Below are 25,644 nucleotides of genomic sequence, written 5' to 3'. Positions count from 1 at the left end.
GGGCGGGGAGAGACAGCTCTCCGTCTTGCTCGCGTTGTGACGAAGCACGGAAAAATCTCGTACCTCGCACTCAACAAAACCGCGTCGGACTCCCTTATGTCATGAGGATCGCCAAGCCGACCGCTGGCAGCGAGCCGGTGGTGGCTGAGAACGAGGAGGACGCGTTGACTGGGATCGTGGCGCTGGCGGGGCCTGTCACGTTGACGGTGCTTGCGCTGGTCAGCCGGTTGAGTACAGGACACGGTCGGATCGGGCCATGGGAAGTGCTGCGGGAGGTGGCTCGTGGCCGTTCAGCCGCCGCGGCGGAGCGTGAATGGCGGGCTACGACCGTTGAGGTTCTCGACCGCTTGCCTGAGGGCGGCGGGCTGGACATGGTGGACGATCGCGGCCACCGCCGCACGTACCGTGTGCTCACCCGGAACGACGTGTCTCCGTGACCTCGGCGCAGTGAGGACGCATGTTCGAGGAACCTCAACTATCCGGATTCGAGGAGTTTTTCACGTGCTACCACCCCATGGTCTGCAGATACCTGCTCTGGCGTGAGGCCGAGTGCAGTGTCCTGGAGGATGCCGCACAGCTCACGATGATGACTGCCCACAAACACTGGGCGCGCGTGGGACCGATGGAAGACCCCAGGGGCTGGCTGTTCAAAGGGGCCGGTCAGCGGCTGACTGACGTTCGTCAGGAACGGCGTCGTCAGGGTCTGCTCGTCGATGTCACGACGCTGCGAGGCCGGACCGCGGCGCAGGACGAGGTTGCGGCGTGCGATCTCCGTCTCGACATCCTCCACGCCATCCGTAAGCTCCCGGCGCGGCAGCAGGAGGCGCTGGCGACGCAACTGCAGTTCGGCATGAGCTACCACGAGATCGCCGACGTCATGGGCACGACGCCAGGAACAGTGCGCTCCCATGTTCATGCGGGCAGAACCACGCTCAAGACCATGCTCGGAGACCACGACGCGGAAGGAGACCGCGCATGAGCATCGATCGAGCCCTTCGGTCGGCTGTCGAAGCGGTCGGCGAACTGTGGTCGGATGACGACAGGAACGCCGAGCGGTACCGGCAGTTCACTGCGTCGCTGCGTCATCGACGGCTGGAGCGGCCTGCCGAAGCCCTCCACTCGCTGCGCGACAGGGTGGACGGGGCGCTGTACCTCGCGGTGTACGAAGAGGGCGAGGTCCGAGTACGAGCGCAGTCGTCCGGACCGGCTACTCCAACCCTGAACGAATGGGTGGACTTCCGTCACAGCGCCCACGCTCACTCGTTCGGCAAGGCCCTGCTGGCCCAACTCGACGAGGATGGGCTTCGCGACCACATCTCGCGCCATCGCCTGGCTCGGTTCACTTCGCGAACCATTACCGGCGAAGAGGCCCTGCGTCGGAAGTTGCGCGAAGCGAGCCCGCCAGGCGCGCCGTCGTCGTTCCTCGACCTGGGTGAATACTTCGTTGGGTGGGTGTCCGCCGCGGTCCCAGTCAGCGGCGCGGGCCGTCCGGCTGCGCTGGCCGTGTACCTGCCGTTGGAGAAGGCGCACCTGCTCCGCATCGCCCCGTACGTTCTCGCCGAGGCTGCAGCGAAACAGCAGTCCGCCTTCGTGGCTCTCCTCACTGGAGAGCACTCCCCCGAGGAGCTTGCTGACCTGGATTGGACATCGGATGAAGCCGTCATCGCTGCGCGATACGCAATCGGGAGCAACCGTGACGGCGCGATGCATTCTCGGTGAGGAGAGCTGAGGAGAGACGACGGCGGTGGAGCGTCGCACGACACACACCCCAAAAGACAGAAACCGGTGTCGACCTGGGAGGAAGGCACCAATCGGGTGAGTCGGCATTGTTTAGGCCCGGGGGATCACCTCGGAGAGCGATGCGGGAATGGACAGATGCATACGGGGGTTTCACTGAGCGGGGCGGGGATTTCCCCAGGTCGTGGGTGTGCTGGGGAAGTTGGTCCGTGGCTTGGTTACGTCACTGCACACTCGGCTTCCGAGGTCGTTCCCGCCTCGTAGGGGCCTGCGCGCCCGGGGAGGGTAGCTAGGCCGGGCGCAGTCGAACTCGACTGCTCGGTAACCCAGTTCAAGGAGATGATCACGGATATGCGTTCTCTTGCCCGCGTCGTGACAGCCGCGGCGATCCTGGCCGTGTGCGCCCTCCCCGCCGCCTCGGCCCAGGCTGCCCCGTCCCCGGCCGGCTCGGGCCACAAGGCCACCCACGCGGCCGACGACTTCCATCATGACGTCATCGACCACGTCGCCTTCGAAGTCCGTGGCACCGTCGAGGGGGTTGGCAAGCTCGCCGGTTGCGCCCTGAGCACAGCCGCCCGCCTCTAGCACTCTCCTGCAGTAGCGCATGACCGTGGCCTGCCGTCGTCGCCTTCGCCATCACGGCGTCGGCGGCGGGTCCGCCGCCTCTCCTCTACCCCCTTCCGTCACCAAGTGCCGTTTTACTCAGGAAGGTTCACCATTGGCGCGATCGTCTTCCCCGCGCCTGGGCGTCGAGCAGCTCGACGTGTCGGGGAGAAGCGGAGGTAGGCGCCGACGATGACCGCCAACGCCGCCACGCCGTAAGCGCATGCCTGGAGGGGGAAGCCGGGCAGGAGCCGGCCGGCCAGGTAGAGGGCGGTGCCGGCGAGGGTGAGGGTGAGCCATTCCCAGCGGCCGTCCAGGGCCACGAGGGCGATGACGAGGAGGGAGTACCAGGGGTAGTTGGGCGAGAAGAGCAGGAGTGTGGTGCCGGTGAGCAACAGGGCGCCGCGCCAGGGGCGTTCGGGGTCGCCGCGCCACCACACGTACAGGGCGACGATTCCCAGCAGTACGGCTGCGGTTGCGCCGGCGGCGGTGTCGGGGAGCAGGAGTCGTAGGAGGGCGAAGCGGCGGACATCGCTGGGGTCGTAGCCCTCTTCGTGGAGGTAGCCGGGCAGGTAGCCCAGGACGCCGGCGCCGGAGGCGAGGACGTACGGCAGGTAGGCGAGGGCGACGGCCGCGACGGCGGACGCCGTGACGCGCAGGACGCGGGCCGGGCCGCGCTGCCCCGACAAGGCGCCGGGCAGGGCGAGAACCGGCAGGATCTTGACGGCGATCGCCGCGCCGAGCAAGGCACCGCGGCGGACACCGGCGGTGGCGGTACCGAGCGCGAGCACGGTCAACAGGACGCCGAGCGTGTCGATATGGGCGTTGTTGACGGCTTCGAAGGCCACGGCCGGGCACCAGGCCCACAGTGCGGCCCGGGAAGCGGCCGTGCGCGGGTCGCCACGGCGTCGAAGGACGGCGAGCAGGGCGAGGGTGGTGGCGAAGGCCAGGACCGCGCCACCGATTTGAAGTGGCTTGTGGCGGCTGCCCGTTGGGGAGAGTTCGTGGACCGCCAGGTACCAGCCCTCGGCGACGGGTGGGTAGATGGTGGGGACGGTGGGGCGGTTGATGCGGGCGCAGAGCCCGGTGTCGGTGTGGGTAAGCCCCCAGCCGGAGCAGGAGGGCGGGGTGGTTGACGTGGGTGATGTGGTTGTCGTGGTTGGTGTCGGGAAGAGCCAGTTGTCGCGTAGTGGTGCCAGCTCGGGGGCGGCGGGCGGGTACGCGTAGGGGGAGATGCCGGCGGCCTGGACGCGGCCGTCCCAGGCGTAGCGGTACATGTCGTTACTGGTGCGCGGGGGCGCCGCGAGGCCGGCCAGGGCGATGGCCGCCGCACCCAGCAGGACGAGAACGGTCGCGGCGCGGGCCGTGACCTTGCGGACGGTCCACGCGGCGGCGGCGAACAGCGTCCAGGCGACCGCGTAACCGGCCAGTAGGCGGCCTGGGTTGCGCACGTTGTCGCCCGCGTGGAGGGTGTTGACGATCGTCGCGGTGAGGGCGGCCAGGAGGAGTGCCGTGGCGGTGACGGCGACCGCGTTCCTTCGGCGGCCGGCCGAGGGGGCAGGGTGGCCCGGGCCCGCTCCGGGGGGTGTCGGGCGGGTCGAGGTCGTCGTTGGGTGGTCGGTCATGGGCGGGCGGCCCTTCGGGGGATCGTCGTGGGGCGCGGTGGGGAGGCGAGGCGGAGTTCGTCGGGTCCCGTGCTCGGGCGGTGCAGTTGAAGGAAGTGGCGACTGTCGGTCGTCCAGCGGTCGGTGAGGGTCCAGCCGGCCTCATCGGCCGTGCGCAGTAGGGCAGTTGGTCCGACTCGGGCCCAGGGGAAGGAGCGGCCGTGGCGCCCGTGGGCGTCCTCGACGCGGACGGTGAGGCGCTCGTCCACGTTGCCGGCGGCGGCCTCGACCAGTAGGCGACCGCCGGGCCGGACCAGCTCCCGCAGTCGGGAGAAGAGGGCGACCGGGTCGCCGCCGATGCCCACGTTGCCGTCCATCAGGAGTGCGGTGCCCCAACGGCCCTCGCTCGGCAGGCGGTTGAAGACCGAGCGGCGTAGGGCGGCGCCGCCGAGGCGGCGGGTGCGGGCGACGGCGTCCGGGCTGACGTCCACGCCCAACACCGGTACGCCGCGGACAGCCAGCGCGGCCACGAGGCGACCCGGCCCGCAGCCGACGTCCAGGACGGCGCCGGCGCAGCGGAGCAGCACGCCGGTGTCGGCGGCGTCGGGGGCGGCGCACCACCGCTCCACGTCCAACGGGAGCAGCTCCCCCGCCCCGGAGGCGCGGGGTGACAGGCGGCGCAGGTACAGCGGGCCGCGACCGGTGCGCAGGGCGTGCGCGTAGGGGTCGTTCGTCCAGGGCGAGCCGGGGGTCGCACGCCCGGTCCGGGCCGGCACGGAGAGGGCTTCGGCCTCGTCCAGACAGGGCGGCACGACATCCACAGGGGAAGGGGAGGTCTCGATCACCCCACTCACCCTACGAACGCAAAACAGGCAAAAGGGACTTGGCGTCCTTACGGAACGCTGACGTCACCACTCCTTACGGATCGATGACATCGACCCTCGTCACGACCTCTACCGCCCACCTGCGCCGCGCATGGTGCGAGACTCCCAAGGGTGAAACGCGTACTCGTCGTCGACGACGACCCCACCGTCTCCGAGGTCGTCGCCGGATATCTGGACCGGGCGGGCTTCGCCGTCGACGTGGCCGCCGACGGCCCCACCGCCGTCGCCCAAGCCTCGGCCCGGCCACCCGACCTGGTGGTGTTGGACCTGATGCTGCCCGGCATGGACGGCCTGGAGGTGTGCCGCCGCATACGCCAAGACGGCCCGGTCCCCGTAATCATGCTGACCGCACGCGGCGACGAGGAGGACCGCATCCTCGGCCTGGAAGTGGGCGCGGACGACTACGTCACCAAGCCGTTCAGCCCCCGCGAGCTGGTACTGCGCGTGGAGTCCGTACTCCGCCGGGCCGGCGCATCGTCGCCCACCCGGGCCGGGAACGGGAGCACGGCCGGCTGGCTGCACAGCGGCCCCCTCGCCGTCGACCCCGCCGCCCGCCGCGCCACCCGCAACGGCTCCGAACTCGCCCTCACCATACGGGAGTTCGACCTCTTGACGTTCTTCCTGCGCAACCCCGGACGGGCGACGAGCCGGGAGGACCTGATGCGCGAGGTGTGGGGATGGGAGTTCGGCGATCTGTCGACCGTCACCGTCCATGTGCGGCGACTGCGCGAGAAGATCGAGGCCGACCCGGCCCGCCCCCGCCTGATCAGCACCGTATGGGGCGTCGGCTACCGCTTCGACCCTCCCGAGCCCGACGGGACGGACGCCGACGGGACGCGCGACAAGGCGACCAGCCACGAGGGAGCCAACCATGATCGGTGACACCCTGCTCATCGCCCTGTACGCAGCGATCGGCGCCGCGGTCGCCGGACTGGCCGGCACCGCGGCCCTGCGCCTGCTGCGCAACCGCTCCGTCGCACTGTCACTGGCCGTCGTCGCCGCCGTCACGGTCGCCGCGATGCTCGCCGGCACGATCCTGGTCTCCTGGGCGATGCTCCTCTCGGAACACGACCTGTGGGTCGTCACGATGGTGTGCGCCATGGCCGCGGTCGCGTCCCTGGCCGTGTCGCTACTGCTGGGCCGGAGTGTCGTCAGGGGCAGCCGCGCACTGGCCGAGGCCACCCGTGCCCTCGGCGACGACGGACGCTTCACCCCACCCGCCACCGCGCCCACAGCCGAACTCGCCGAACTGAGCCGCCAGTTGGCCGCCACCAGCGCCAAGCTGGCCGCCTCCCGAGAACGCGAGAAGGCCCTGGAGTCGTCCCGCCGCGAACTGGTTGCCTGGATCTCCCACGACCTGCGCACCCCGCTCGCCGGCCTCCGGGCGATGACCGAGGCCCTGGAGGACGGCATGGTCGACGAGCCCCGCGTCTACCACACCCGCATCCGCACCGAGGTCGAGCGGATGAGCGACATGGTCAGCGACCTCTTCGAGCTCTCCCGCATCCAGGCCGGCGTCCTCGCCCTCACCCCGACCCGGCTGTCGGCCTACGACCTCGTCGGCGACGCGCTCGCGGGCGCCGACGCCCTCGCCCGCGAACACGGAGTGCGACTGGTCGGCGACGCGGTGGAGAAGGTGCCGGTCGAGGTCGACGGCCGCGAGATGTCCCGCGTCCTGGCCAACCTCCTCGTCAACGCCATCCGCCGGACCCCCGCCGACGGCACCGTCGCGGTGTCCGCGCGCCGGGAGGCCGACCGGGTCGTGCTGGCGGTGACCGACGGCTGCGGCGGCATCCCGCCGGAGGACCTTCCGCGGGTCTTCGACACCGGCTGGCGCGGCACCGACGCCCGCACACCGCCCGCCGGGGCGGGACTCGGCCTGGCCATCGTCCGCGGCATCGTAGAGGCCCATCAGGGCCGCGCGGCGGTCTGCAACGTGCCGGGCGGCTGCCGTTTCGAGGTCCACCTGCCGGCGGCGCCCTGACACGCCCGGTCAGGGGTCCGTCACTGCTTCAGTACGCGTCGTCCCGCACCACGAGAGCTCCGGAGTGAAGCCCTCGTGGTGCGGTGGGGTTTCCAGCCGCGACGCTCGGCCCGCCCCCGCCGAGCGAGCCGCCTGGCGCGTGCTGCCCTCGTGGGCGACGGTGGCTAAGAGGAGGGCTCGCTCCGGCCCGCCCGCGGTTCATCGCCGAACGGGCCGGCTCGCCCGGCACGGACCTCGACGCCACGTACGCGGTGCCGGCTCACGGCCCAGGCTGCCACCGCCTCCTGAAGGGACCAACCATGTCGAACTTCACCCCGTACCTGGAGCGCAACCAGGCTTTCGCGGCCTCCGGTGCACAGACCAACGTCCCTCAGATCCCGTTCATCCCCTTCAAGCAGCTCTACCTGATCACCTGCATCGATCCGCGCGTGGAGCCCGCGGCCGTACTCGGCGCCCGTCTCGGAGAGGCGATCGTGGCACGCAACGTCGGCGGCCGCGTGACACCGGCGATCATCAAGGACCTCGCCTGGATCGTGCACCTGCACCAGAACAAGACCCCCGACGCGGACTGGTTCGAGATCGCCGTCATCCACCACACCGACTGCGGCTCCGGACTCTTCGCCGACGATGAGCTGCGCGCCGGCTACGCCGCCCGCGGCGGCTGGGACGAACAGACCTCCCTGGAGATGGCCGTCCTGGAGCCCGCCGAAACCGTCCGGAAGGACGTCGCCACACTGCGCTCGGCACCCGAACTCACGCCGGGCATCGACGAGATCAAGATCGGCGGCTACGCCTACGACCTCGGCAGCGGGAAGGTCACCACCGTCGTGCAGCCCAGCTGAACAGGGCACACGGCCGGCCCCCGCAAACCCTGCCCTCCGACGCAACGGAACCGAGCGCACCCGACAGCCCAGGGCCCGACCGCCCCGTCCGTAAAGTGACCGCCGCCGGAACGAACCCCGGCCCAACTCATCGAGCAAGACCGGGACTTCGCTACCGTGCCTACCGCGCGTACGCCACCGGATCCGACCGCACTCCCCCGGCCCGCAACGGCGCCGCCGCGAACTCGGCCATCCCCTCCTCGAACCCGACCCGGGCCCGCCACCCCAACTCATCGCGCAACCTGCGGGACGAGGCGGTGATGTGGCGGACATCGCCGAGCCGGAACTCCCCGGTGACCACCGGCGCCGGCCCACCGTACGACGCAGCCAGGGCCGCGGCCATCTCCCCCACCGTGTGCGGCTCCCCACTGCCGACGTTGTAGGCCCGCACACCGCCCTCCGCCAGGCCGTCCGCCAGGCCGTAGAGCGCGGTGCAGTTGGCGTCCGCCACATCCCGTACGTGCACGAAGTCCCGCCGTTGGCCGCCGTCCTCGAACACCCGCGGCGCCTCGCCCCGCGCGAGCGCGGACCGGAACAGGGAAGCCACGCCCGCGTACGGGGTGTCGCGCGGCATGCCCGGCCCGTAGACGTTGTGGTACCGCAGCGCCACGGCCCTCCCACCCGTCGCCCGCGCCCAGGCCGCGGCCAGGTGCTCCTGGGCCAACTTCGTGGCCGCGTACACGTTGCGCGGATCGGCCGGCGCGTCCTCACCCACCAACCCCGGCGCCAGCGGCTCACCACACTGCGGACAGGGCGGCTCGAACCGCCCCGCCTCCAGGCACGCCGCCTCGCGCGGCCCCGGCCGTACGACGCCGTGTCGGGAACACTCGTAGCGCCCCTCGCCGTACACCACCATCGAGCCAGCCAGCACCAGGCGCCGCACGCCCGCAGCGGCCATCTCCGCCAACAGCACCGCCGTGCCGAGGTCGTTGCACCCCACGTACTCCGGGGCATCGGCGAAGTCCTTGCCGAGCCCCACCATCGCGGCCTGGTGACAGACCGCGTCCACGCCGCGCAGCGCGGCGCCCACGGCATCCGCGTCCCGCACGTCCACGTGCCGCCAGTCAACCCCCTCCGGGATCGGCGGGGCCGTCTGATGCGCGGCAGGCAACAGGGCGTCCAGGACACGCACCGCGTGCCCGGCGCCGGTGAGAGCGGTGACGATCTGCGAGCCGATGAAGCCCGCACCTCCGGTGACCAGGATCAACATGCCACCGACCGTAGGGCCAAGGGCCCGCCCATGGACCGCTGGACGCGCAGACGTCAGGAGTTCGTAAGCCTTTCCGACGCCTCCGCGTCCCTTCGCGCCAGTCACCCCGGAACCCTCACGACCACGACCGCCGCCTCCTGCGGACGATCCACCGCGCGACCACCAAGAGCGTCGTCACCACAACCACGCCCCCGACCGCAATCACCCAGTTACGCGGATAGTCCAACGGCAGCACCGAGGGGTTGGCCGACGCTCCCGGACGCAGTAGCACCGGCAACGCCACCACGGTCAACGCCCCCGCGACGATCAACGCCCCACGTACCGGACCACGCGCGCCCCCACGCGCCACAACGAACCCCACCACCAACACCAACGGCGCAACGACTGCGTCATGCAGCACGACCGCACCGCCCAACCAGGCCACCACACCGGCCAGTTCGCGCACGTCGCCCAGGAGCAGCCACACCCCGACTCCCGACAACGCCGCACCCACCACCCCCATGACAAGCCGCGCCACCTTCACGACAACACCTCCAGTCGCCCCACCCACTTGGTCTGCAACACTCCGGGCCGATTGGGGGCGATGAGCCGCGCCGGGTAGCCATGGTCGGGGTCGAGTTCCGTGCCGTTCAGGCGGAGCGCGAGCAACGTCAGCGGGTCGCGGGCGTGCTGGTGTCCCATCTCCGACACCCGGTACCCGCCGCGCAGTTGTAGCGAGACCACCCGCACCCGCGCGTCCGGCGGCGCCCCCGCCCGTTCCAACAGGTCCCTGACGCGCACCCCCGTCCAGCGCGCCGACTTGCTCCAGCCCTCCACACAGGCGATCGGCAGCTCCACCTCGTGCTGGGGCAGGGCGCGCAGCTCTTCCAGCGTCAGGGCGTACGACCGGGGACCGGCCACCACCAGGCGGTACGCCTCGTCAACGACCCGCCCCACGCCGGCCGCCTCGGCAGTCCGATTGACGGGCAGCCCCTGGGGACCGTGGTCCGGATCGCGCGGTGCGAACAGGATGAGGCCCTTCAACGGGGTGACGGACTGACCGATCGTGGTGAGCGTGACCGCCCCCACGGCCGCAGCCACGCCGGTGAGCAGCGAACGCCGATCGGGCCCGTCCTCCGCGGGCAGTGCGAGCGTGCCCGGTGACCGCCGACCCCAATGCGCCCTGATCTCGGGCGCCTTGACGGCGAGATGCAGCACGAGCGCCCCGACCACCAGCCACGCGACCGCGAAGTGCACCGGTACGAACGAGAACGGCCACGGGTACCACTGGACGATGTTCAGCAGCCCGGTGGCCAGCTCGAAGACCGCCCCGGCCACGAGCAGTGCCACCGACAGCCGCTCCAGCCCGTGCCGGACCGACCGCAATGGCGGCCAGACAAACAACCTCGGATACACCGCCCACAACTTGGCCAGCAGCAACGGAATCGCCGCGATCCCGGAAGCGACGTGCAGCCCCTGGCTGAACCGGTAACCCCACGACGGACGGCTCGGCAGGCTGTTGGCCAACCACCCCGGCGGATGCTGCATCACATGGCTGACCAAGCCGGTGCCGAAGCACACCAGCATGGCCAACCCCAACCACCGCCCGATCAAGGTCGCCGTACGGGGATCATGCAGCCTGCCCCTGAACTCCGGCGGAGAGACTCTCAGCTTCATGCCTCCATCCCACCCGCCGCCGGGCCACACCGGAACAGAAGAATCCTTACGGACCGGGGACATCTACGCCCGGACTCGCACGGTAGGCCTGACCGTAGACCGTCAAAACCGCCGGAGCTACCGGGCCTGTCCGAACGTCCGCTCTACCCGAAGATCGGAGTCCTGGACAGCGCCCGATGAGCCTCCCGCCACCCCTCCCCGAACTCGGCGACCGGCCCCTGATAGCGAATCCCCGCATCCCAGTTCAGCATCAGGCACTCGTCACCTTTCAACAGCAGGGTGCGCCAACTACCGTCCTCGTCGGGGACCTGGACAGCCTCGTCGTAGTTTCCGAAGAAACTGGGTGGCAGGTTCCTCCACTGCCCGCCGAAGTCGGTGATCCTCCCCTGATACCGGATGCCCGCGTCCCAGTTCAGGACCAAACAGCGGTTGCCTTGGAACAACATCGTGCGCCAACTACCACCCTCATCCGGCAACTGCACCGCCGCATCGATGTCTTGAGCAAACGGAGTGCCCTGCAGCCCCCGCCACTGCGCCCCCAGTTCGATGATCTTTCCGTGGAACCGAACGCCCCCGTCCCAGTTCAGCACCAGGCACTGGTCCCCCTGGAACAACAACGTGCGCCAACTACCGCCCTCGTCCGCCAACTGCACGGCCGCGCCGACATCCCGGGCGAAAGAGCTCCGCCTCAGCGAACGCCATTGCTTCCGATACTCGATGATCTCGCCGAGGTAGCGAATCCCCGCGTCCCAGTTCAACTCCAGGCACCTGCTCCTACGGAAGAGGAGCGTGCGCCAGCTCCCACCCTCATCAGGGAGCCGTACGGCGGCATCGACGAACGTCATGGCGCCCCCACTCATCAGGCAACCGTGCGGGCCCCCGCCCAGGCATGAGGCAAGCACGACGGGCAGTCCCTTCCATCGTCACCCCAGTGCCCCAGTCTGACCACACGGCATCGGTCACCCCGGAGTGGGCATGCGCCTGACCAGCAACGTTCCGCCACAGCGTCGCCGTCGAGCCCGTCTCCTCGCCAGATGCCCGCAGGTCAGGTGAGAAGGCGGCTGGTGAAACCGTCGTAGACGAGGGATTCGTACGCGGCGTGCACGTACTCCGGGACCTCTTGCTCGATGGCGAATCCGAGGTGGGGGTACGCGATCACCCCTTGCATGTCACCGACGAGCATGTTGGTCACGAAGGTCTCGTCGCCGCTGCCACCTGCCGGCCGCCGCCGATGCCGGCCGGTGAACACCACCCCCGGCCGACCCGGCCGGGCGCGGCGAGCGCTCGAACCCGGCGCCACCTGGGTGCTCGCCGACACCGTCCCCGTACCCACACCCCCCGACGCCCAGGCCGGCCGTTCACTCCGATGACCTGGCCATTCCCTCACACGGCGGCTGTCGCTGCCTCCTGCCACCTCCGACCATGGGAAGAGCATGCAGGCGCCCGGCCGGGCGGCGGAGAGAGAAACGCGATGGCACAGCGGGCTGGCAATGTCATGTCGATCGATCAGGCAGTCGCCGAGCTGGAGAAGTTGCAGAGCAAGCTGGATCCGGATGACGGCGTCGCGGTGTTCGACACGGCCGCCCGTACGCTTCAGCACCTCATCGACCTCTGGAGCATCGACGCCGCGGGGAAGAGCGTTCAGGTGCTGTGGAAGGTGCGGAGATCCCACGACGCGTACACAGCCGCGAGTGACGTCCTCGATCGACCCGTCGAGCGTGTCCGCCGCGCGCTGCTCACCCCGGTGTGAGCGCGGGCGGACACCCTGTAGGTCTTCCCAAGAGCGTGACGGAGAAAGGGTCCGATGACACAACCAACGGGTTCCACCGATCCCCAACCGGCGCCGAGCACAGACACGTTGGAGGGGCTTGCCGCTTCGGCGCGCGGCTGGCACACCATCCAGCTCACCGTCCTGGGCTTCGTCGGCATCTGCGGCGTTCTGCGCCCCACCGACGGCGCGGTACCCGCCCCGGTCCAGTGGCTCGCCGCGGCGCTGGCCGTGCTCGCGCTCGTCATCGCCTGCCTGGCGCTCTTCACTGTCGGCCGGGTCGCCTATCCGATCAGCGCCGGCGGCAGCGCCGGCGTCACCCCACACGCGCTCGCTCAAGCCCGCGGACGGCTGCACACCGGCATCCGGCTCACGATCCTCGCCCTCGTCCTGATCGTGACCGCCGCACTGACGGGCTGGTGGCCACACCACGCGGACACTGCACCGGGCGCCCCGGCGAAAGCGACAGCGGTGACGGCCAGTGCCAAGACCGGGCAGACCTGGTGCGGCCCTCTCGCGGCCGGCCCAGCCGACGCCGTCAACCTGCGCACCGGCCAAGGCGATATCGCCGTGGCTCTCCAGGCCGTCACCCGGCTGCGTCCGGTCGCGAACTGCCCATGAGACGACTGCCCTTGAGTACGACGCAGTCGTCCAGGTCCAGCGAGTCCGCGCGGCGCGGTTCGGTCAGCAGGACGGCGTGCAGACGTGGGCTGGGCCGGCCGCCCCTGCGCCCGAGGCAGCCGGCTTCTGTACGGAGACCGCGACGTGATCGACGAGCATCGAAGCGCCGGGCCTGGTCGCGTCGGTAGGGGTGGGTGAGCCGGCCACGCCGTCCGGAAAGCCTCCGCCCATGGCGAGGTTGAGCAGCAGGAAGTGACCGTGGTGGGTGGCCTTGGCCCAGGTGTCGGCGTCCATCTCGGAGGCGTTCACGGTGTGGAACTGCTGGCCGTCGACGTACCAGTGCAGCGATTCGGCGGCCGGGTTGGTGCGGTCGAGCTCCAGCGCGTAGGTGTGGAAGCCGGCCTGGCAGGGGCTGCCGGGGCAGTCTCGGGAGCTGCCCTTGCCCTGGGTCTCGTTGCACGGTCCCCCGGGGCTGACGCCGCAGTGCAGGGTGCCCCAGACCTTGTTGAGGCCGTTGACGTTCTCCATGACGTCGAACTCGCCGATGCCCGGCCAGTTTTGGTAGTTGCCACGGAAGTCGGCGCCCAGCGTCCAGAACGCCGGCCAGTAGCCGAGCGCGGCGGCACCGGAGACGTCGGGAACCCGGATGCTCGCCTCGATCCGGAGCTTTCCCCCGGCCGGGGCCGCGAAGTCGGTGCGGCGGGTCTCGATCCGGCCCGAGGTCCAGGTGGCGCCGTCCCGTTGGGCGGTGATCTTGAGGTGACCCGCGCCGTCGAGCTGGAGGTTCTCCGGGCGGTCGGTGTACGTCTCCCGTTCCCCGGTACCCCAGTTGGGCGCGCCTCCCGGGTAGCTGGTGCCGGTGTCGGTGATCCAGTCGGCGGCGGACGGGGGCGAACCGGCGGCGCCGTCGAAGCTCGTGCTCCAGACTTCCTCGAAGGCGGGGGTACGGCTGGCCGGAGCGGTCACCGCTCCGGCGGAGGTCGCGGGTAGGGCGAGGGCGTAGGTGGTGAGGATCGTGGCACTCGCGGCGCAGAGCAGCGCCCTTCGCTTCGGGCCCATGTCCATTTTCTCCTCGGCGTGGTGTGGGGGGTGAGGAGTTCGGCGTGTTCGCTGTGCTCGGGGTCGCGGTGTTCGGGAGGAGCGTGGTCTCGCTGTCGCCTCGGGTTCGGTGAACCCTGCCGATTGGGCGACGGGACGTCAAGTAGTCCGCGTGGGAAGGGGTGTTGTGCAGGCATGACGACGGAAGGCAGCTGAACGTGATCGCGATCCCACAACACGGGCCATGGTTACCGTCGGACCGCACAGTCCAAGAAAGGTGCTCCATGCTCAGCCACCTCCTGGCCCCGCTGGCGGGCCTCATGGCCGGAGTTGCCCTGCGGCCGGTCGTGGTGGCACTCGCAGCACCTGTCGGGCAGCCGGCCGACATCACCTGCTCCCACGACTCACCACCAACGCCCCCAGCGGTGTGGGGACCGTGCCTCCTGTGGCCGCTGCCGCCGCCCGGTTGCTGCTGCCCTACCTGCCGCATCCGACGGTGTCCGCCATGGCTGACGGAGGTGACGACCGCAGCGGCCTTCACCGCGGTCGCGGCCGGCGGCTCCAGTGGCTGGTATGCCGTCGCCCAGTACTGGATCGCTCTTCTTGGCGCCGGCCTGCTGCTGGTCGACAGTGCCGTGGAGCGACTGCCGGATGCGTTGACGCTTCGGGCCGCCCTCGGCACACTCGCGCTGCTCACCGTTGCCACAGCCGCGGGTGAACCGGGCAGTCCGCTGCGCGCGGTGGCCGTCGCGGCCACGGCCGGCGCCCTGTTCACCGCCTTCACCCTGGGCGGCATGGGAATGGGCGATGCGAAGCTGGCGGTCTCCCTCGGCGCACTGCTGGGCTGGCGGAGCTGGCATGCCGCATGGCTGGCACTCGTGACCAGTCTCCTGCTCGGCGGCGCCGTAGCGACCATGCTCCTGGTCACACAACGCAGGCACCGCAAAAGCACGTTGGCGTTCGGTCCGTGCCTCGTCATCGGCACCCTGGTCGCCGGGCTCGTCACCAGCGTCTGACCGGATCGCCCAGCGCTCGCCTCGCCGGAGATACCCACAGGTCGAGCGCAGACATGCGGCTCCTGCTGCGGAAACGGCTGCCGGGGATCCATGAGCGCCCCGGCGGGCCGGTGCCCTTGCGCAGGACGTCGAGGGGTGACCGTCAACGACCGATGGAGCCGCCCCTCGCCCCTCAACTACCCGACGTCGGCGACAAGCCAAGTTGCCGGGAACATCTACGAGTTGTTGCAGCGCAGGCGCCCGGGATGACCTTGAGTGGCCTGTTCCCATCCTTGTCCGTAGTTGTGCGACTCCTTAGCGTGACACGGGTGCCTGTCTGGCACCTACATCTCTTCCGTTCAACGTGGCCCTGCCGTGCCCGAATTCAGGAGGACACCCCGGATGACCGCCGAGTCCGAGCCGATCCAGCCGACCCCGTCCGTCGCGGAGGCGAACCGCCGCACCATCGAGACCATCCCGCCGTCCTCGGAGGACTTCCAGGACGCGAGCCGTGGACTGCTCGCCGTGCCCGACGTCCCCGTGATCCTGTCGCGTGACGGCAAGCAGACCGTGTGGGACTTCGTCCAGTACGACTTCCTTCGGGAAGCGGGGGACGAAGCGGCCCCGTCGTCGGTCAACGCCAGCCTGTGGCGCCAGGGCTCGCTCACCGCACAGGCCGGCCTGTACCAAGTCACGGCGCGCGGCCCGCGCGCCGTCTACCAGGTGCGCGGCTACGACCTGTCCAACATGACCATCATCACCGGTGACACCGGCCTGGTGATCGTCGACCCGCTCACCTCCTTCGAGACCGCCCAGGCCGCCCTCCAGCTCTACCGCTCCGCCACCGAGGACTCCCGCCCGATCACCGGCCTCCTCTATACCCACCCCCACGTGGACCACTTCGGCGGCTCCCGCGGCCTGTTCGCCGACCGCAACGGCAACCCGCCCCTCGGCCTGAAGGTCTACGCGCCACAGGACTTCCTCGACCACGCGATCAGCGAGAACGTCTTCGCCGGCCCGGCGATGAGCCGCCGCGCCGACTACATGTACGCCCCGCGGCTGGACAAGACTCCCACCGGGCAGGTCGGCGCCGGCCTGGGCCTCACCATCTCCACCGGCGAACTCACCCTCGTCACCCCGACCGACTACATCGGCGGCCCGCAGCACCAGCCCGTGTCCGCCGAACTCTGGCCCGCCTCGAACGTCATCTCCTGGCGCCCCGAGCTCTACCAGGCAACGATCGACGGCGTCCAACTGGTCTTCCAGCTCACGCCGAACACCGAGGCCCCGGCGGAGATGAACATCTACCTCCCCGAGCTCCGCGCCCTGCTGGCGGCCGAGAACGCCACGCACACCATGCACAACATCCTCAGTCTGCGCGGCGCCCAGGTCCGCGACCCGCACGCCTGGTCCAAGTACCTCACCGAGGCGATCCAGACCTTCGGCGAGCACACCGACGTCGTCTTCGCCTCCCACCACTGGCCGCGCTGGGGCAAGGAGAACATCCTCACCTTCCTCGCCAACCAGCGCGACATGTACGGCTACCTCAACGACCAGACGCTGCGCCTGGTCGACGCCGGTTACACCGGCATCGAGATCGCCGAGCAGCTCCAACAGCTCCCGTCCAGCCTCGCCGACCAGTGGTACAACCGCGGCTACTACGGCTCGATGAGCCACAACACCAAGGCCATCTACCAGCGTTACATCGGTTGGTTCGACGGCAACCCGGCCAACCTGTGGAGCCTGCCGCCCGTCGAGGCGGGCGTGCAGTACGTCAAGGCCATGGGCGGCCCGAAGGGGGCGCTGACCGTCGCCCAACAGGCGGCGGAGGCCGAGCCGCCGCAGTACCGCTGGGCGGCCGAGGTGCTCAACCACATCATCTTCGCGGCCGGCGATCCGCTGCCCTCCGGACAGACCGACGCCTACGAGGTCCCCTCCGACATCCTCCAACAGGCCAAGGACCTCCAGGCCCAGGTCTTCACCCAGCTCGGGTACGGCTCGGAGAACGGCACCTGGCGCAACTTCTACCTCACCGGCGCCCACGAGCTGCAGAACCTCCCCGTGGCGCCCATCAGCAAGGGCGCCGCCGACCTCGTCAAGAGCATGACCCTGGAGCAGTTCTTCTCCGCCCTGGCGAAGAGCATCGACGGCCCGCAGGCCGCGACCGAGCAGTCCAAGCCGATCGTCCTGCGTTGGATCGTCACCACCGACAACCAGATGTGCGTCACCACCCTGCGCAACGGTGTGCTGGTGTACGTCGAGGGCGGCGACCCGCTCGCCCGCACCACCGACGCCACCATCACCCTGAGCCGCGAAGCCCTCGAACGCCTGGCACTGGCCGGGCACCGCTTCAAGGAGAACTTCGACGACGAGGTCGCGAAGGGCACCATCCAGACCGACAACCAGGCAGCCGCCGACACGGTCTGGGACTACCTGCGCTTCCCCGACCCGGTGTTCCCCATCGTCACCCCCCGCCCGGCGCGTCCCAACTACCAGGCGCCCGGGCCGGTGACCGGCTGACATCGACGGCATAGCCGGACACGGGGCCGAGCGGACGAATGCACCGTCCACTCGGCCCCGTTGCCCCTACCAGGGACGGTGTGCGGGACAGGCCGCCTATCGCCCCAGCAGGACCGAACGCACCTCCCGCCCGGACGCCACACGGAGCAGTCGACCGATACCCGCACCAACCTGGCGGACCGAGCCTCTCAAGTCACCGCGCGCCCAACAGATGCTCCATGGCCAACTGGTCCAACTGCTCGAAGGCCATGCCGCGTTCGCCGGCGGCGGTGACGTCGAACTCCTCGAAGGCGGCGCGGTCGGCGAGCAGGGCGGCGAGACCGTCCTTCGCAGTCGGCCGGGCGAGGTCGTCCAGGCGGGCGGCGCGCAACGCCTCCCGAACGCGCGGATCGGCGCGGAAGGCGGCGGCCCGCTCCTTGAGGATCAGATAGGTGCGCATGCAGCCCGCGGCGGAGGCCCACACCCCGTCGAAGTCCTCGGTCCGCGGCGGCTTGAAGTCGAAGTGGCGAGGGCCCTGGTAGCCGGCGTTCTCCAGGAGGTCGACGAGCCAGAACGCGGCGCGCAGGTCACCCGCACCGAACCGGAGGTCCTGGTCGTACTTGATGCCGGACTGGCCGTTGAGGTCGATGTGGAAGAGCTTGTCCGTCCACAGTGCCTGGGCCACGCCGTGCGGGAAGTTGAGGCCCGCCATCTGCTCGTGCCCCACCTCCGGATTGACGCCGTACAGCTCCGGGCGGTCCAGCCGCTCGATGAAGGCGAGGGCGTGGCCGACGGTGGGCAGCAGGATGTCACCGCGCGGCTCGTTGGGTTTGGGCTCGATCGCGAAGCGGAGGTCGTAGCCCTGCTCCAGGACGTACTGGCCCAGCAGGTCGAACGCCTCCTTGAGCCGGTCGAGGGCGGCGCGAACGTCCTTGGCGGCGCCGGACTCGGCCCCCTCGCGGCCGCCCCAGGCGACATAGGTCCCGGCGCCCAGTTCGGTCGCCAGGTCGATGTTGCGGATCGTCTTGCGCAGTGCGTAACGCCGCACGTCTCGGTCGTTGGCGGTGAACGCACCGTCCTTGAAGACCGGGTGGGTGAAGAGGTTGGTGGTGGCCATCGGGACGGTCAGCCCGGCGGCCTCCAGCGCCTGTCGGAACCGCTTGACGTGTGCGTCGCGCTCCGCCTCGCTCGCGCCGAAGGGGATCAGGTCGTCGTCGTGGAACGGTGACGCCGTACGCCCCGAGTTCGGCGAGCCGCTGGACCGACTCGACCGGGTCGAGGGCGCGGCGCGTGGCGTCCCCGAACGGGTCCCGACCCCGCCAACCGACCGTCCACAGGCCGAAACTGAACTTGTCGCCGGGAGTGGGGGTGTATCGGTCCGTCATGTGCGGCCGCCTTGTCTCCGTCGGGTCCGGCGGGCGCCGGCCCCTTGAGTTTTCCGACTCGACTCATCGTGCCCGCGAAGGCTCCACCGCAGAAGTCCCCACATCTCCCGGCACGGACTCCATGACTCCGGTACCTGTGTTCTGCGCCTCAGCCCAAAGGGAGCGTCGGGAGATCCATCGATCACCACCACCAGCACCAACGGCCCGACACCACCTCAACAAAGCGGCGCTGCGGCCGACACAAAATATCGATCTTGAAAGCGGCAGGTCCACCTAAGCTGCACCACCATGACGACATCACCGGACGACAGCGTCCGACCGTTCCGAGTCGCGATCCCGGACAGCGATCTGGACGACCTGCGGAACCGCCTCGACCGCACCCGCTGGCCGGACGAACTGCCCGACGTCGGCTGGGACTACGGCGTTCCGCGCGACTACCTGCGGGAACTCGCGCACTACTGGCAGCACGAGTACGACTGGCGAGCGGCCGAGGCCCGCCTCAACCAGTGGCCGCAGTTCACCACCACGATCGACGGCGCGAACATCCACTTCGCCCACATCCGCTCCCCCGAACCAGACGCCACCCCACTGATCATCACGCACGGCTGGCCCGGATCCATCGTCGAGTTCGAGCGGATCGCCGGCCCGCTCACCGACCCCCGGGCGCACGGCGCCGACCCCTCGAACGCCTTCCACCTGGTCCTGCCGAGCATCCCCGGCTTCGGGTTCTCCGGCCCCACCCGCGACAAGGGCTGGGAGTACCAACGTGTCGCGGCCGCCTTCGCCGAGTTGATGCGTCGTCTGGGCTATCACCGTTACGGAGCCCAGGGCGGCGACTGGGGATCGGCCATCTCCCGCGAACTGGGACGCCTTGCCCCCGACCACGTCATCGGCGTCCACCTGAACCTGATCCCCGGCGCCGGAGCGACGACCGAACCGTCGCAGGACGAACTCGCCGCCCTCAGCCCCGCGGAACAAGAGCGCACCCGAGCCTCCTGGGAGCGCATGCAGGCGTGGACCCGCGACCGGCAGGGCTACGCGGACATCCAGTCCACGCGTCCGCAGACCCTCGCCTACGCACTCACCGACTCGCCGATCGGCCAACTCGCCTGGATCGCCGAGAAGTTCAAGGAATGGACCGACTCCGTCGACCGACCGGAGGACGCCGTCGACCGCGACCATCTCCTCACCAACGTGATGCTGTACTGGCTGACCGGGACCGCCGGCTCCTCCGCACGCATCTACTACGAGCGCGCGCACGCCGCCTACCAGGGAAAACCGCCGGAGCCCTCCGCGACCCCCACCGCGTTCGCCTCCTTCCCGCAGGAGAACTTCATCGTCCTGCGCCACATCGCCGAACGCACCAACAACATCGTCCGCTGGACGGAGTTCGACCGGGGAGGCCACTTCGCCGCGATGGAAGAGCCGGACCTGCTCATCGACGACATCCGAGCCTTCTTCCGCAGCCTGCGCGATTCCACCGCCTCCTGAGGGGACGAGCACCGCACGTTCGGCCAAAGCCCTCAGGTGACGGCTGGTGCCTCGGGCCCGCCGACCGAGACCCTCCGGGCGGCCATACATGGCGGACGCCCGGAGGATTCCTCCCGAGGCCGAAGCCCGAGGCACAAAGCCCGACGGCGGATCAATCAGTGTCGGACATGGACGCGGACTCGGACTCGGCGGCCCGTCGGTGTTGCACCCACGCGTCGACGCCGAGTCGGCCACCACCGGCGCAGACCCACCAGGCCAGCAGCCCCAACAGCAGCCATTCCGGCTGGTAGAAGAGGTTGCTCAGCCACGTCCACGGGTTCGGGTACCGGTCCAGGAGCGGGGGCGCAACGGTGGTGATCAGCGCCCCGACCATCGTGACGCCCAGCACCAGCGAGGCCAGGCGGGTGCCGATGCCCACCATGAGCGCGACGCCTCCCACCAGTTCGACCGCGGCCAGCACGGGCGCCACCACGCCCGCCAGCGGAAGGGGAATCGCCGCCTCCCGCAGCGCGCCGGCGAACCTATCGAGATCGGCGAGCTTGCCCACCGCGCCACTCAGGAACATGAACCCGACGCTGACTCGCAGCACCAACTGCGGCAGATGGGCAAACTTGCCCAGGTCCTCTACCGGTTGCAGGCAGAACTTCTTGATCAAGGACATGCAGGTCTCCCGGAACAGGAAAGGGGGATGAGAGGAAGGGGAAGGCCGTCACGCGGCGGGGCAGGCGATCTCGCCCGCCAGTCGTCGCACGGTGGCCACCGTCAACAGCGCCAGGGAAACGACGGCCAACAGCGGTTGCAACGGCTGCCAGATGCTCAGCGCGCCCGAAGTGCCGAGCGCGAGCAACACGAGCTTGTTGCAGACCGGGCAGCCGACCGCGAAGAAGCCCAACAGGCCACCCACCGTGCCCAGCCGGCTGGGACGCCGATCACGTGCACGTGCGCCGGTGCGCACGTACGTGGCCAGCAACAGCCCGGCGAGTACGGCGGTGAGGGCGAGCGACGGATAGCCCCAGAACGGGGTGGGAACGGTCCGGGTGAACAGCGGGTTGGGAATCACGGCCGTAGGCAAACCGACCACGAGCGCGGTCAGTACGGCCCCTCCTGCCGCGATGCCCCACCGGGAAAGGGGCCAGACCGCGACGGCGCGCAGCGCGCGCACGATGAACGTGCGGGAGGAATGAAGCATGCGGAGATGTCTCCTGTCCTGATACTCCTGGATACGACGTGGATTGCTGGAACGGCACGCACGCGCGCAGGCGTGCGCACCGCCCGTCGCATCTACACGCGCAGGACGGAGAGTTCGGCCGGAGTCGGCGGCCCGAGAGGTGTTGGACCGCGCACGGGCGGCCGTGCGTAGGCGGCGTCGGACCATGCCTGCGACTCGGGGGTGAGGCAGGCCGGGAGGACGCTCGGCACGAGATCCTGCTGCGAGGCAGCCGAGACGACGGGGAGGGTTCCGGGGAGATCCCCATGTCCCTTGCCGCAGCTGGGAGCCGCGCCCGCCGCGACATGCACGTGGGAACGTGCGTCACCGTGCACGGCGGCTTGGTCGTCGGCCTGCGCGACGGCGTGGACGGCGGACGACGCGACCTGCGCACCGTGTACCGAGCCAGCGGCGGAGGCCACCGACCGTGCGGCTACGGCGCCCGCTGCCCGTCCGCACAACGCCCCGCTCGCCACGGCCAGCAGCAGCCCGAGAAGCAGCACGACAACATGCCGCCGCTCCCGACTGCCGATCACCACTGGATACGCCTTCCGTTTCCGCAAGCCCTCGCACGTGACACCGAGCCTACCCATAAGCTCACCCCCGGCCGGAAGACCGCCCACCGAGTCGTTGCCGTCAAACGCGCGGCGGTCGAGCACGGCTTCGTCCATCTCGGGAACTGGCGGAGCCTCACCAGGCTCCGTACCGATCCAGCGCGCGACATGCCACCACGAGGCCGTGATCACTCGCGCAAAAGCCACTCCCCCGACCCCCGTCGTCGCGTGTCCGTGATCGGACCGCACCGCCATGCGCGGGTGACGCTGTCAGGTGGTGAGGATGGCGATGCCGTCGCCGAGCAGTTTCAGTCCAAGGACGAAGAACAGGACGCCCATGACGGCGACGTTGTGCCGTGCTGCCCAGTCTTTCCAGTTGCCGAGCGTGCTCTTGGCCCGCTCTCCGGTGAGCAGGAAGACTCCCAGCGGGGCCAGCAGGCCGAGGCTGGCGATCACAATGAAGATCGCGAGCGAGGCGATCTGCTGCCCGACCGGCAGTCCGGCCGAGCCGATCGCGGCGCCGGCGGCGATGGTCAGTGGGGCGTTCTTGGCGTTGAGCGCGGCCAGGGCCAGTCCGAGCGTGAGGACCTTGACCGGCGCGAGCTGGTCGATTGCGCTCATCCACTTCGGCAACCGCGCTTGCGAGGGGTCCTTCGGCCGTCGGTGCCATTGTCGGATGCCGAAGAGGACGAGGAGCACGCCGAGGGTGAGTTTGAGGGCTCCCACCCAGGTGGCCGGCTGGTTGTGTGCGGAAGCACCCGCGGGGGAGGCGATCGCCAGCATCACCGCGCCCAGCGCCGAGAGTCCCAGGATCCAACCGCCCGTGAAGAGAAGTCCGTTGAGACGTCCGCGAGGTGTGGCGAGGATGAGGATGACTGCGATGATCGGAAGCGGGCTGACCGCGACGCCGGCTGCAAGGCCCAGCAGATCACCGAGAACTTTGCCCATGGTTGCCTCCGGGTAGGAGCCGAGGCAGCGATCCAGTTGGGTGGGCGTGACGGAAGTCGGTGCTCCCTCGTCCGGGCGCGACGGGCTGACCTGTGGTCGGCTGCGCCGTTGTTTTCAGCGCCGCGCGGCGGTGATTGCCCGAGAGGGTGACGACGACGTACCCGGCACGTCGTCATTCCATTTTCCTGCGCCTGGCCGGATCTGTCTCCGGGGCCCTCTCCCTGGGCAAGGCCCCGGCATGAGCCTCCGCGCCGTGTTCCTGCCTTCCCGAAGCCGGCGTGGAGGCCATCGACTCTGGTGGATTTAACGCGATGCGATCTGGCGGCTGCCCTGTGTGGCCGCCTCGCTCAGGGGTGAAAGTGCGAGGCAGCGTGGCTGCGGTGAGGATGAAAGCGTGAGGGCGACAGCGCCCCATGTCGTGCGCTTGGAGACCCTCGCACCGACCGTAGTCAGGAGGGTCCACGATGGCTGCGACGACAGGTGCAACCCCATCGGCTCACCCTGAGCGCCCGGGCAGGTCGGACGGGGTCTGCAGCGAGTTCACCGTCTTCACCACGATCAAGCCCGGCGAGGCCGACGCGTTGCGTGAGGACCTCGCCGCGATGGCCGACGCGGCGGATGACGAGAAGGTCCATGCAGCGGTGCGGCAGATCGGCACCCTGCATGACGCACGGCACGTGATCTTCGACGACGACACCCGGTTCATGTTCGCCAGCGTCTTCGACGGTTCCTGGGACACCTATATCGACGACTTCGCCCAGACGGTGGTCGGCGCCCGCTTCGAGAGGGTCTTCTCGCACAGCGAGGGCTTCCCCGGCATCCACGATCCGGGGGTCAAGGACTGGTTCGTCGCCCACCAGGCACCCGCGGGAGTCTTCGTCAGCGCCTACCCCGAACTGACCGTTCAGCAGATCTACAAGGACAAGCGGGTGGACGACGCGTTCCAGGAGGTGTTGGACACCCCGGAATTCCGGGCCGCGTTGAAGAGCCCGGCGAACGCCGAGTTGGTTGCCACGCCGGCCTTCCAGAAGCTGCTGGAGGAAGCCGCGGCCTAGAAACCGGACACAGACCAACCTCGGAGCCGACCCGACGTGGGTGACCGCGCCGGCGACCGCGAAGCCGGCCGCCGGAGGGCCGCCCAGACAGAAGCCGATGTGGAGGCACAAGCGATCATGGACACCGCGGACAGCAGCAGCGCCGCGAGCGTGCGCGTCGAGATCGATGACGTTCAGAGCGGGGCACTGCGCCCACGGCCCGTTCCCTACGAGGGAAGGTTCGTCTTCCTGCGCGTCGACGACCGCCACGCCGGGCGCGCCCTGTTGCGGCGGCTGCTCCCGGTGACCTCGGGAGGTCTGCCCAGCGCGGACCGGAGCCGAGACGCCTGGATGGCCGTGGCGTTCACCTATCAGGGACTGAGGGCCCTGGGGGTGCCCCAGGAGTCGCTGGACAGCTTTCCGCGGGCGTTTCGTGAGGGCATGGCCGCTCGCGCGGAGCTGATCGGCGACGTGGGTGAGAACGCGCCGTCCCACTGGGAGGCGCCTTTCGGGACGGGCGATGTCCACATCGCGTTGAGCGCCCTCGCCTCCGATGCGGCGCATCTGGACCAGGAACTGGAGCAGGCCCGTGTCGCCTACGAGGGCACTGCCGGTGTCCGTGTGATCTGGCAACAGGAGGTCCGCCAGCTCCCGACCGGGCGCACCACCTTCGGCTTTCGTGACGGCATCAGCCATCCGAACATCGAGGGCGTCGGCCTGCCCGGCTCCAACCCGCGGGAAGAGCCCGTCAAGGCAGGCGAGTTCATCCTCGGCTACCCCGACGAGACCGGAAATCTGCCGCCCATGCCCAGCCCCGCCGTGCTGGGACGTAACGGGACCTTCGTGGCCGTCCGCAAGATCCACACCAACGTGGCGGCCTGGCGTCGGTACCTGCGTGCGAACAGCACCAGCGCCGAGGAGGAGGCGCTGTTGGCGGCGAAGATGGTCGGGCGCTGGCCCAGCGGGGCGCCGCTGGCACTGGCGCCGGAGCACGATGATCCGGAGCTGGCGGCCGATCCGCAGCGCGTCAACAACTTCCTGTACCGGGAGAACGACGACGGCGGCTTCCGGTGCCCCGCCGGTGCGCACATCCGACGCACCAATCCCCGCGACTCCACCATCATCGGCAACACACGGATGCACCGCCTCATCCGCCGTGGCACCACCTACGGGCCGCCCCTGCCGGAGGGCGTGCTGGAGGACGACAGCGCCGACCGCGGGCTGGTCGGGGTGTTCATCGGGGCCCATCTGGAAAGGCAGTTCGAGTTCATCAAGGCCGAGTGGATCAATGACGGAAACTTCATCGGCTATCCCGGCGAGCAGGACCCCGTGGCCGGACACCACGGCGGAACCGGCAGCGTCACTATCCCGGAGAAGCCGGTCCGCCGGCGCCTGCGGAACCTGCCCAGCTTCGTGATCACCCGCGGCGGCGAGTACTGCTTCCTGCCGGGACTGCGTGCTCTGCGTTGGCTCGCCGAACTGGAGGACTGACGGCGAGCCTCCGCCCGAGGATCCGATCGCGCCCTCCGAGGAGAGGCCGAAGCC

The 25,644-nt window shown here is 69.8% G+C and carries 25 protein-coding genes and 3 pseudogenes; 14 read left to right on the top strand and 14 right to left on the bottom strand.

Annotated elements, in window-relative coordinates; genetic code table 11:
* Positions 1-101 precede the first annotated feature (101 nt).
* From ACIQU6_RS20810 to ACIQU6_RS20795, 4 genes are all read left to right on the top strand, one after another.
* Complete coding sequence (locus ACIQU6_RS20810) at positions 102-437, top strand: hypothetical protein (RefSeq protein WP_403483126.1); 336 nt, start codon at positions 102-104, stop codon at positions 435-437.
* A gap of 20 nt (positions 438-457) precedes the next feature.
* A complete protein-coding gene (locus ACIQU6_RS20805; protein WP_403483125.1) occupies positions 458-979 on the top strand; it encodes an RNA polymerase sigma factor in 522 nt (173 codons plus the stop codon).
* On the top strand, positions 976-1,719 hold the full coding sequence (locus ACIQU6_RS20800; protein ID WP_403483124.1) for an IclR family transcriptional regulator C-terminal domain-containing protein: 744 nt from the start codon (positions 976-978) through the stop codon (positions 1,717-1,719). The genes ACIQU6_RS20805 and ACIQU6_RS20800 overlap by 4 nt, the downstream gene beginning before the upstream one ends.
* Before the next feature lie 369 nt (positions 1,720-2,088).
* Positions 2,089-2,322: a hypothetical protein gene (locus ACIQU6_RS20795; protein WP_403483123.1), complete on the top strand. Its 234-nt coding sequence runs from the start codon at positions 2,089-2,091 to the stop codon at positions 2,320-2,322.
* Between the two features lie 113 nt (positions 2,323-2,435).
* Here ACIQU6_RS20795 and ACIQU6_RS20790 read toward each other — a convergent pair whose 3' ends face one another.
* Together ACIQU6_RS20790 and ACIQU6_RS20785 are read right to left on the bottom strand one after the other, a co-directional pair.
* Positions 2,436-3,965 carry a glycosyltransferase family 87 protein gene (locus tag ACIQU6_RS20790; protein ID WP_403483122.1) on the bottom strand — a complete coding sequence of 510 codons (1,530 nt, stop codon included), beginning with the start codon at positions 3,963-3,965 and terminating at the stop codon, positions 2,436-2,438.
* A complete protein-coding gene (locus ACIQU6_RS20785; protein ID WP_403483169.1) occupies positions 3,962-4,720 on the bottom strand; it encodes a class I SAM-dependent methyltransferase in 759 nt (252 codons plus the stop codon). Before ACIQU6_RS20785 ends, ACIQU6_RS20790 begins: the two co-directional genes overlap by 4 nt.
* A 219-nt stretch (positions 4,721-4,939) precedes the next feature.
* On the opposite strand from ACIQU6_RS20785, the gene ACIQU6_RS20780 reads away from it, so the two are divergent.
* The 3 genes from ACIQU6_RS20780 (at position 4,940) to ACIQU6_RS20770 (ending at position 7,654) form a co-directional block, all read left to right on the top strand.
* Positions 4,940-5,710, top strand: a complete 771-nt coding sequence (locus ACIQU6_RS20780; RefSeq protein WP_403483121.1) for a response regulator transcription factor — start codon at positions 4,940-4,942, stop codon at positions 5,708-5,710.
* Complete coding sequence (locus ACIQU6_RS20775) at positions 5,700-6,812, top strand: sensor histidine kinase (RefSeq protein ID WP_403483120.1); 1,113 nt, start codon at positions 5,700-5,702, stop codon at positions 6,810-6,812. Before ACIQU6_RS20780 ends, ACIQU6_RS20775 begins: the two co-directional genes overlap by 11 nt.
* A gap of 299 nt (positions 6,813-7,111) precedes the next feature.
* A complete protein-coding gene (locus ACIQU6_RS20770; protein ID WP_403483119.1) occupies positions 7,112-7,654 on the top strand; it encodes a carbonic anhydrase in 543 nt (180 codons plus the stop codon).
* Positions 7,655-7,814: 160 nt separating this feature from the next.
* On the opposite strand, the gene ACIQU6_RS20765 is transcribed toward ACIQU6_RS20770, so the two are convergent.
* From ACIQU6_RS20765 to ACIQU6_RS20745, 5 genes and pseudogenes are all read right to left on the bottom strand, one after another.
* The gene (locus tag ACIQU6_RS20765; RefSeq protein WP_403483118.1) at positions 7,815-8,903 is read right to left on the bottom strand and encodes an NAD-dependent epimerase/dehydratase family protein; all 1,089 of its coding nucleotides are present in this window, start codon (positions 8,901-8,903) and stop codon (positions 7,815-7,817) included.
* 115 nt (positions 8,904-9,018) lie between these two features.
* Positions 9,019-9,426 (bottom strand): hypothetical protein, encoded by a 408-nt coding sequence (locus ACIQU6_RS20760; RefSeq protein WP_403483117.1) that lies wholly within the window; start codon positions 9,424-9,426, stop codon positions 9,019-9,021.
* Positions 9,423-10,559, bottom strand: a complete 1,137-nt coding sequence (locus tag ACIQU6_RS20755; protein WP_403483116.1) for a molybdopterin-dependent oxidoreductase — start codon at positions 10,557-10,559, stop codon at positions 9,423-9,425. The genes ACIQU6_RS20760 and ACIQU6_RS20755 overlap by 4 nt, the downstream gene beginning before the upstream one ends.
* A gap of 143 nt (positions 10,560-10,702) precedes the next feature.
* The gene (locus tag ACIQU6_RS20750; protein WP_403483115.1) at positions 10,703-11,317 is read right to left on the bottom strand and encodes a hypothetical protein; all 615 of its coding nucleotides are present in this window, start codon (positions 11,315-11,317) and stop codon (positions 10,703-10,705) included.
* 287 nt (positions 11,318-11,604) lie between these two features.
* A pseudogene (locus ACIQU6_RS20745) lies at positions 11,605-11,766 on the bottom strand (YdcF family protein); the annotation flags it as partial.
* A gap of 264 nt (positions 11,767-12,030) precedes the next feature.
* Here ACIQU6_RS20745 and ACIQU6_RS20740 point away from each other — a divergent pair.
* Positions 12,031-12,309: a hypothetical protein gene (locus tag ACIQU6_RS20740; protein ID WP_403483114.1), complete on the top strand. Its 279-nt coding sequence runs from the start codon at positions 12,031-12,033 to the stop codon at positions 12,307-12,309.
* A gap of 54 nt (positions 12,310-12,363) precedes the next feature.
* Positions 12,364-12,948 (top strand): hypothetical protein, encoded by a 585-nt coding sequence (locus ACIQU6_RS20735; protein WP_403483113.1) that lies wholly within the window; start codon positions 12,364-12,366, stop codon positions 12,946-12,948.
* On the opposite strand, the pseudogene ACIQU6_RS20730 reads toward ACIQU6_RS20735, so the two are convergent.
* Both ACIQU6_RS20730 and ACIQU6_RS20725 read right to left on the bottom strand, forming a co-directional pair.
* Positions 12,920-13,036: pseudogene (locus ACIQU6_RS20730) on the bottom strand (IS5/IS1182 family transposase); the annotation flags it as partial. The gene ACIQU6_RS20735 and the pseudogene ACIQU6_RS20730 sit on opposite strands and share 29 nt — an antisense overlap.
* Positions 13,012-14,007 carry a glycoside hydrolase family 16 protein gene (locus tag ACIQU6_RS20725; RefSeq protein WP_403483112.1) on the bottom strand — a complete coding sequence of 332 codons (996 nt, stop codon included), beginning with the start codon at positions 14,005-14,007 and terminating at the stop codon, positions 13,012-13,014. The gene ACIQU6_RS20725 and the pseudogene ACIQU6_RS20730, both read right to left, overlap by 25 nt.
* Before the next feature lie 497 nt (positions 14,008-14,504).
* Between ACIQU6_RS20725 and ACIQU6_RS20720 the strand changes: the two genes are divergently transcribed.
* Together ACIQU6_RS20720 and ACIQU6_RS20715 are read left to right on the top strand one after the other, a co-directional pair.
* Entirely contained in the window at positions 14,505-15,002 is a 498-nt protein-coding gene (locus tag ACIQU6_RS20720) for a prepilin peptidase (protein WP_403483111.1), read from the top strand.
* A 381-nt stretch (positions 15,003-15,383) separates the two neighbouring features.
* Positions 15,384-17,501, top strand: coding sequence for an alkyl/aryl-sulfatase (locus tag ACIQU6_RS20715; RefSeq protein WP_403483110.1), 2,118 nt, complete (start codon positions 15,384-15,386; stop codon positions 17,499-17,501).
* 193 nt (positions 17,502-17,694) lie between these two features.
* Here the strand turns inward: ACIQU6_RS20715 and xylA are convergent.
* Positions 17,695-18,865: pseudogene (gene xylA / locus ACIQU6_RS20710) on the bottom strand (xylose isomerase).
* Between the two features lie 288 nt (positions 18,866-19,153).
* Here xylA and ACIQU6_RS20705 point away from each other — a divergent pair.
* A complete protein-coding gene (locus ACIQU6_RS20705) occupies positions 19,154-20,356 on the top strand; it encodes an epoxide hydrolase family protein (protein WP_403483109.1) in 1,203 nt (400 codons plus the stop codon).
* 151 nt (positions 20,357-20,507) lie between these two features.
* Here ACIQU6_RS20705 and ACIQU6_RS20700 read toward each other — a convergent pair whose 3' ends face one another.
* From ACIQU6_RS20700 to ACIQU6_RS20685, 4 genes are all read right to left on the bottom strand, one after another.
* Positions 20,508-21,017 (bottom strand): DoxX family protein, encoded by a 510-nt coding sequence (locus ACIQU6_RS20700; RefSeq protein WP_403483108.1) that lies wholly within the window; start codon positions 21,015-21,017, stop codon positions 20,508-20,510.
* A gap of 48 nt (positions 21,018-21,065) precedes the next feature.
* Complete coding sequence (locus ACIQU6_RS20695; RefSeq protein ID WP_403483107.1) at positions 21,066-21,545, bottom strand: hypothetical protein; 480 nt, start codon at positions 21,543-21,545, stop codon at positions 21,066-21,068.
* Between the two features lie 92 nt (positions 21,546-21,637).
* On the bottom strand, positions 21,638-22,102 hold the full coding sequence (locus ACIQU6_RS20690) for a hypothetical protein (RefSeq protein WP_403483106.1): 465 nt from the start codon (positions 22,100-22,102) through the stop codon (positions 21,638-21,640).
* A gap of 285 nt (positions 22,103-22,387) precedes the next feature.
* Positions 22,388-23,065: a GAP family protein gene (locus ACIQU6_RS20685; protein ID WP_403483105.1), complete on the bottom strand. Its 678-nt coding sequence runs from the start codon at positions 23,063-23,065 to the stop codon at positions 22,388-22,390.
* Positions 23,066-23,529: 464 nt separating this feature from the next.
* Between ACIQU6_RS20685 and ACIQU6_RS20680 the strand changes: the two genes are divergently transcribed.
* Together ACIQU6_RS20680 and ACIQU6_RS20675 are read left to right on the top strand one after the other, a co-directional pair.
* The gene (locus ACIQU6_RS20680; protein ID WP_403483104.1) at positions 23,530-24,120 is read left to right on the top strand and encodes a hypothetical protein; all 591 of its coding nucleotides are present in this window, start codon (positions 23,530-23,532) and stop codon (positions 24,118-24,120) included.
* Positions 24,121-24,237: 117 nt separating this feature from the next.
* Complete coding sequence (locus ACIQU6_RS20675; RefSeq protein WP_403483103.1) at positions 24,238-25,590, top strand: Dyp-type peroxidase; 1,353 nt, start codon at positions 24,238-24,240, stop codon at positions 25,588-25,590.
* Positions 25,591-25,644 lie beyond the last annotated feature (54 nt).

It is taken from the genome of Streptomyces sp. NPDC090442 (genome assembly GCF_044769405.1).
Classification (GTDB): Bacteria; Actinomycetota; Actinomycetes; order Streptomycetales; family Streptomycetaceae; genus Streptomyces.
Note: the sequence above shows the minus strand (reverse complement) of the source record. Positions and strands in the feature narration are given on the sequence as shown.

Coding starts and splice junctions, on each gene's coding strand:
- ACIQU6_RS20810 (WP_403483126.1), top strand. CDS start 102: ATGAGGATCGCCAAGCCGACCGCTGGCAGCGAGCCGGTGGTGGCTGAG.
- ACIQU6_RS20805 (WP_403483125.1), top strand. CDS start 458: ATGTTCGAGGAACCTCAACTATCCGGATTCGAGGAGTTTTTCACGTGC.
- ACIQU6_RS20800 (WP_403483124.1), top strand. CDS start 976: ATGAGCATCGATCGAGCCCTTCGGTCGGCTGTCGAAGCGGTCGGCGAA.
- ACIQU6_RS20795 (WP_403483123.1), top strand. CDS start 2,089: ATGCGTTCTCTTGCCCGCGTCGTGACAGCCGCGGCGATCCTGGCCGTG.
- ACIQU6_RS20790 (WP_403483122.1), bottom strand. CDS start 3,965: ATGACCGACCACCCAACGACGACCTCGACCCGCCCGACACCCCCCGGA.
- ACIQU6_RS20775 (WP_403483120.1), top strand. CDS start 5,700: ATGATCGGTGACACCCTGCTCATCGCCCTGTACGCAGCGATCGGCGCC.
- ACIQU6_RS20770 (WP_403483119.1), top strand. CDS start 7,112: ATGTCGAACTTCACCCCGTACCTGGAGCGCAACCAGGCTTTCGCGGCC.
- ACIQU6_RS20765 (WP_403483118.1), bottom strand. CDS start 8,903: ATGTTGATCCTGGTCACCGGAGGTGCGGGCTTCATCGGCTCGCAGATC.
- ACIQU6_RS20755 (WP_403483116.1), bottom strand. CDS start 10,559: ATGAAGCTGAGAGTCTCTCCGCCGGAGTTCAGGGGCAGGCTGCATGAT.
- ACIQU6_RS20740 (WP_403483114.1), top strand. CDS start 12,031: ATGGCACAGCGGGCTGGCAATGTCATGTCGATCGATCAGGCAGTCGCC.
- ACIQU6_RS20735 (WP_403483113.1), top strand. CDS start 12,364: ATGACACAACCAACGGGTTCCACCGATCCCCAACCGGCGCCGAGCACA.
- ACIQU6_RS20725 (WP_403483112.1), bottom strand. CDS start 14,007: ATGGGCCCGAAGCGAAGGGCGCTGCTCTGCGCCGCGAGTGCCACGATC.
- ACIQU6_RS20715 (WP_403483110.1), top strand. CDS start 15,384: ATGACCGCCGAGTCCGAGCCGATCCAGCCGACCCCGTCCGTCGCGGAG.
- ACIQU6_RS20705 (WP_403483109.1), top strand. CDS start 19,154: ATGACGACATCACCGGACGACAGCGTCCGACCGTTCCGAGTCGCGATC.
- ACIQU6_RS20700 (WP_403483108.1), bottom strand. CDS start 21,017: ATGTCCTTGATCAAGAAGTTCTGCCTGCAACCGGTAGAGGACCTGGGC.
- ACIQU6_RS20695 (WP_403483107.1), bottom strand. CDS start 21,545: ATGCTTCATTCCTCCCGCACGTTCATCGTGCGCGCGCTGCGCGCCGTC.
- ACIQU6_RS20685 (WP_403483105.1), bottom strand. CDS start 23,065: ATGGGCAAAGTTCTCGGTGATCTGCTGGGCCTTGCAGCCGGCGTCGCG.
- ACIQU6_RS20680 (WP_403483104.1), top strand. CDS start 23,530: ATGGCTGCGACGACAGGTGCAACCCCATCGGCTCACCCTGAGCGCCCG.
- ACIQU6_RS20675 (WP_403483103.1), top strand. CDS start 24,238: ATGGACACCGCGGACAGCAGCAGCGCCGCGAGCGTGCGCGTCGAGATC.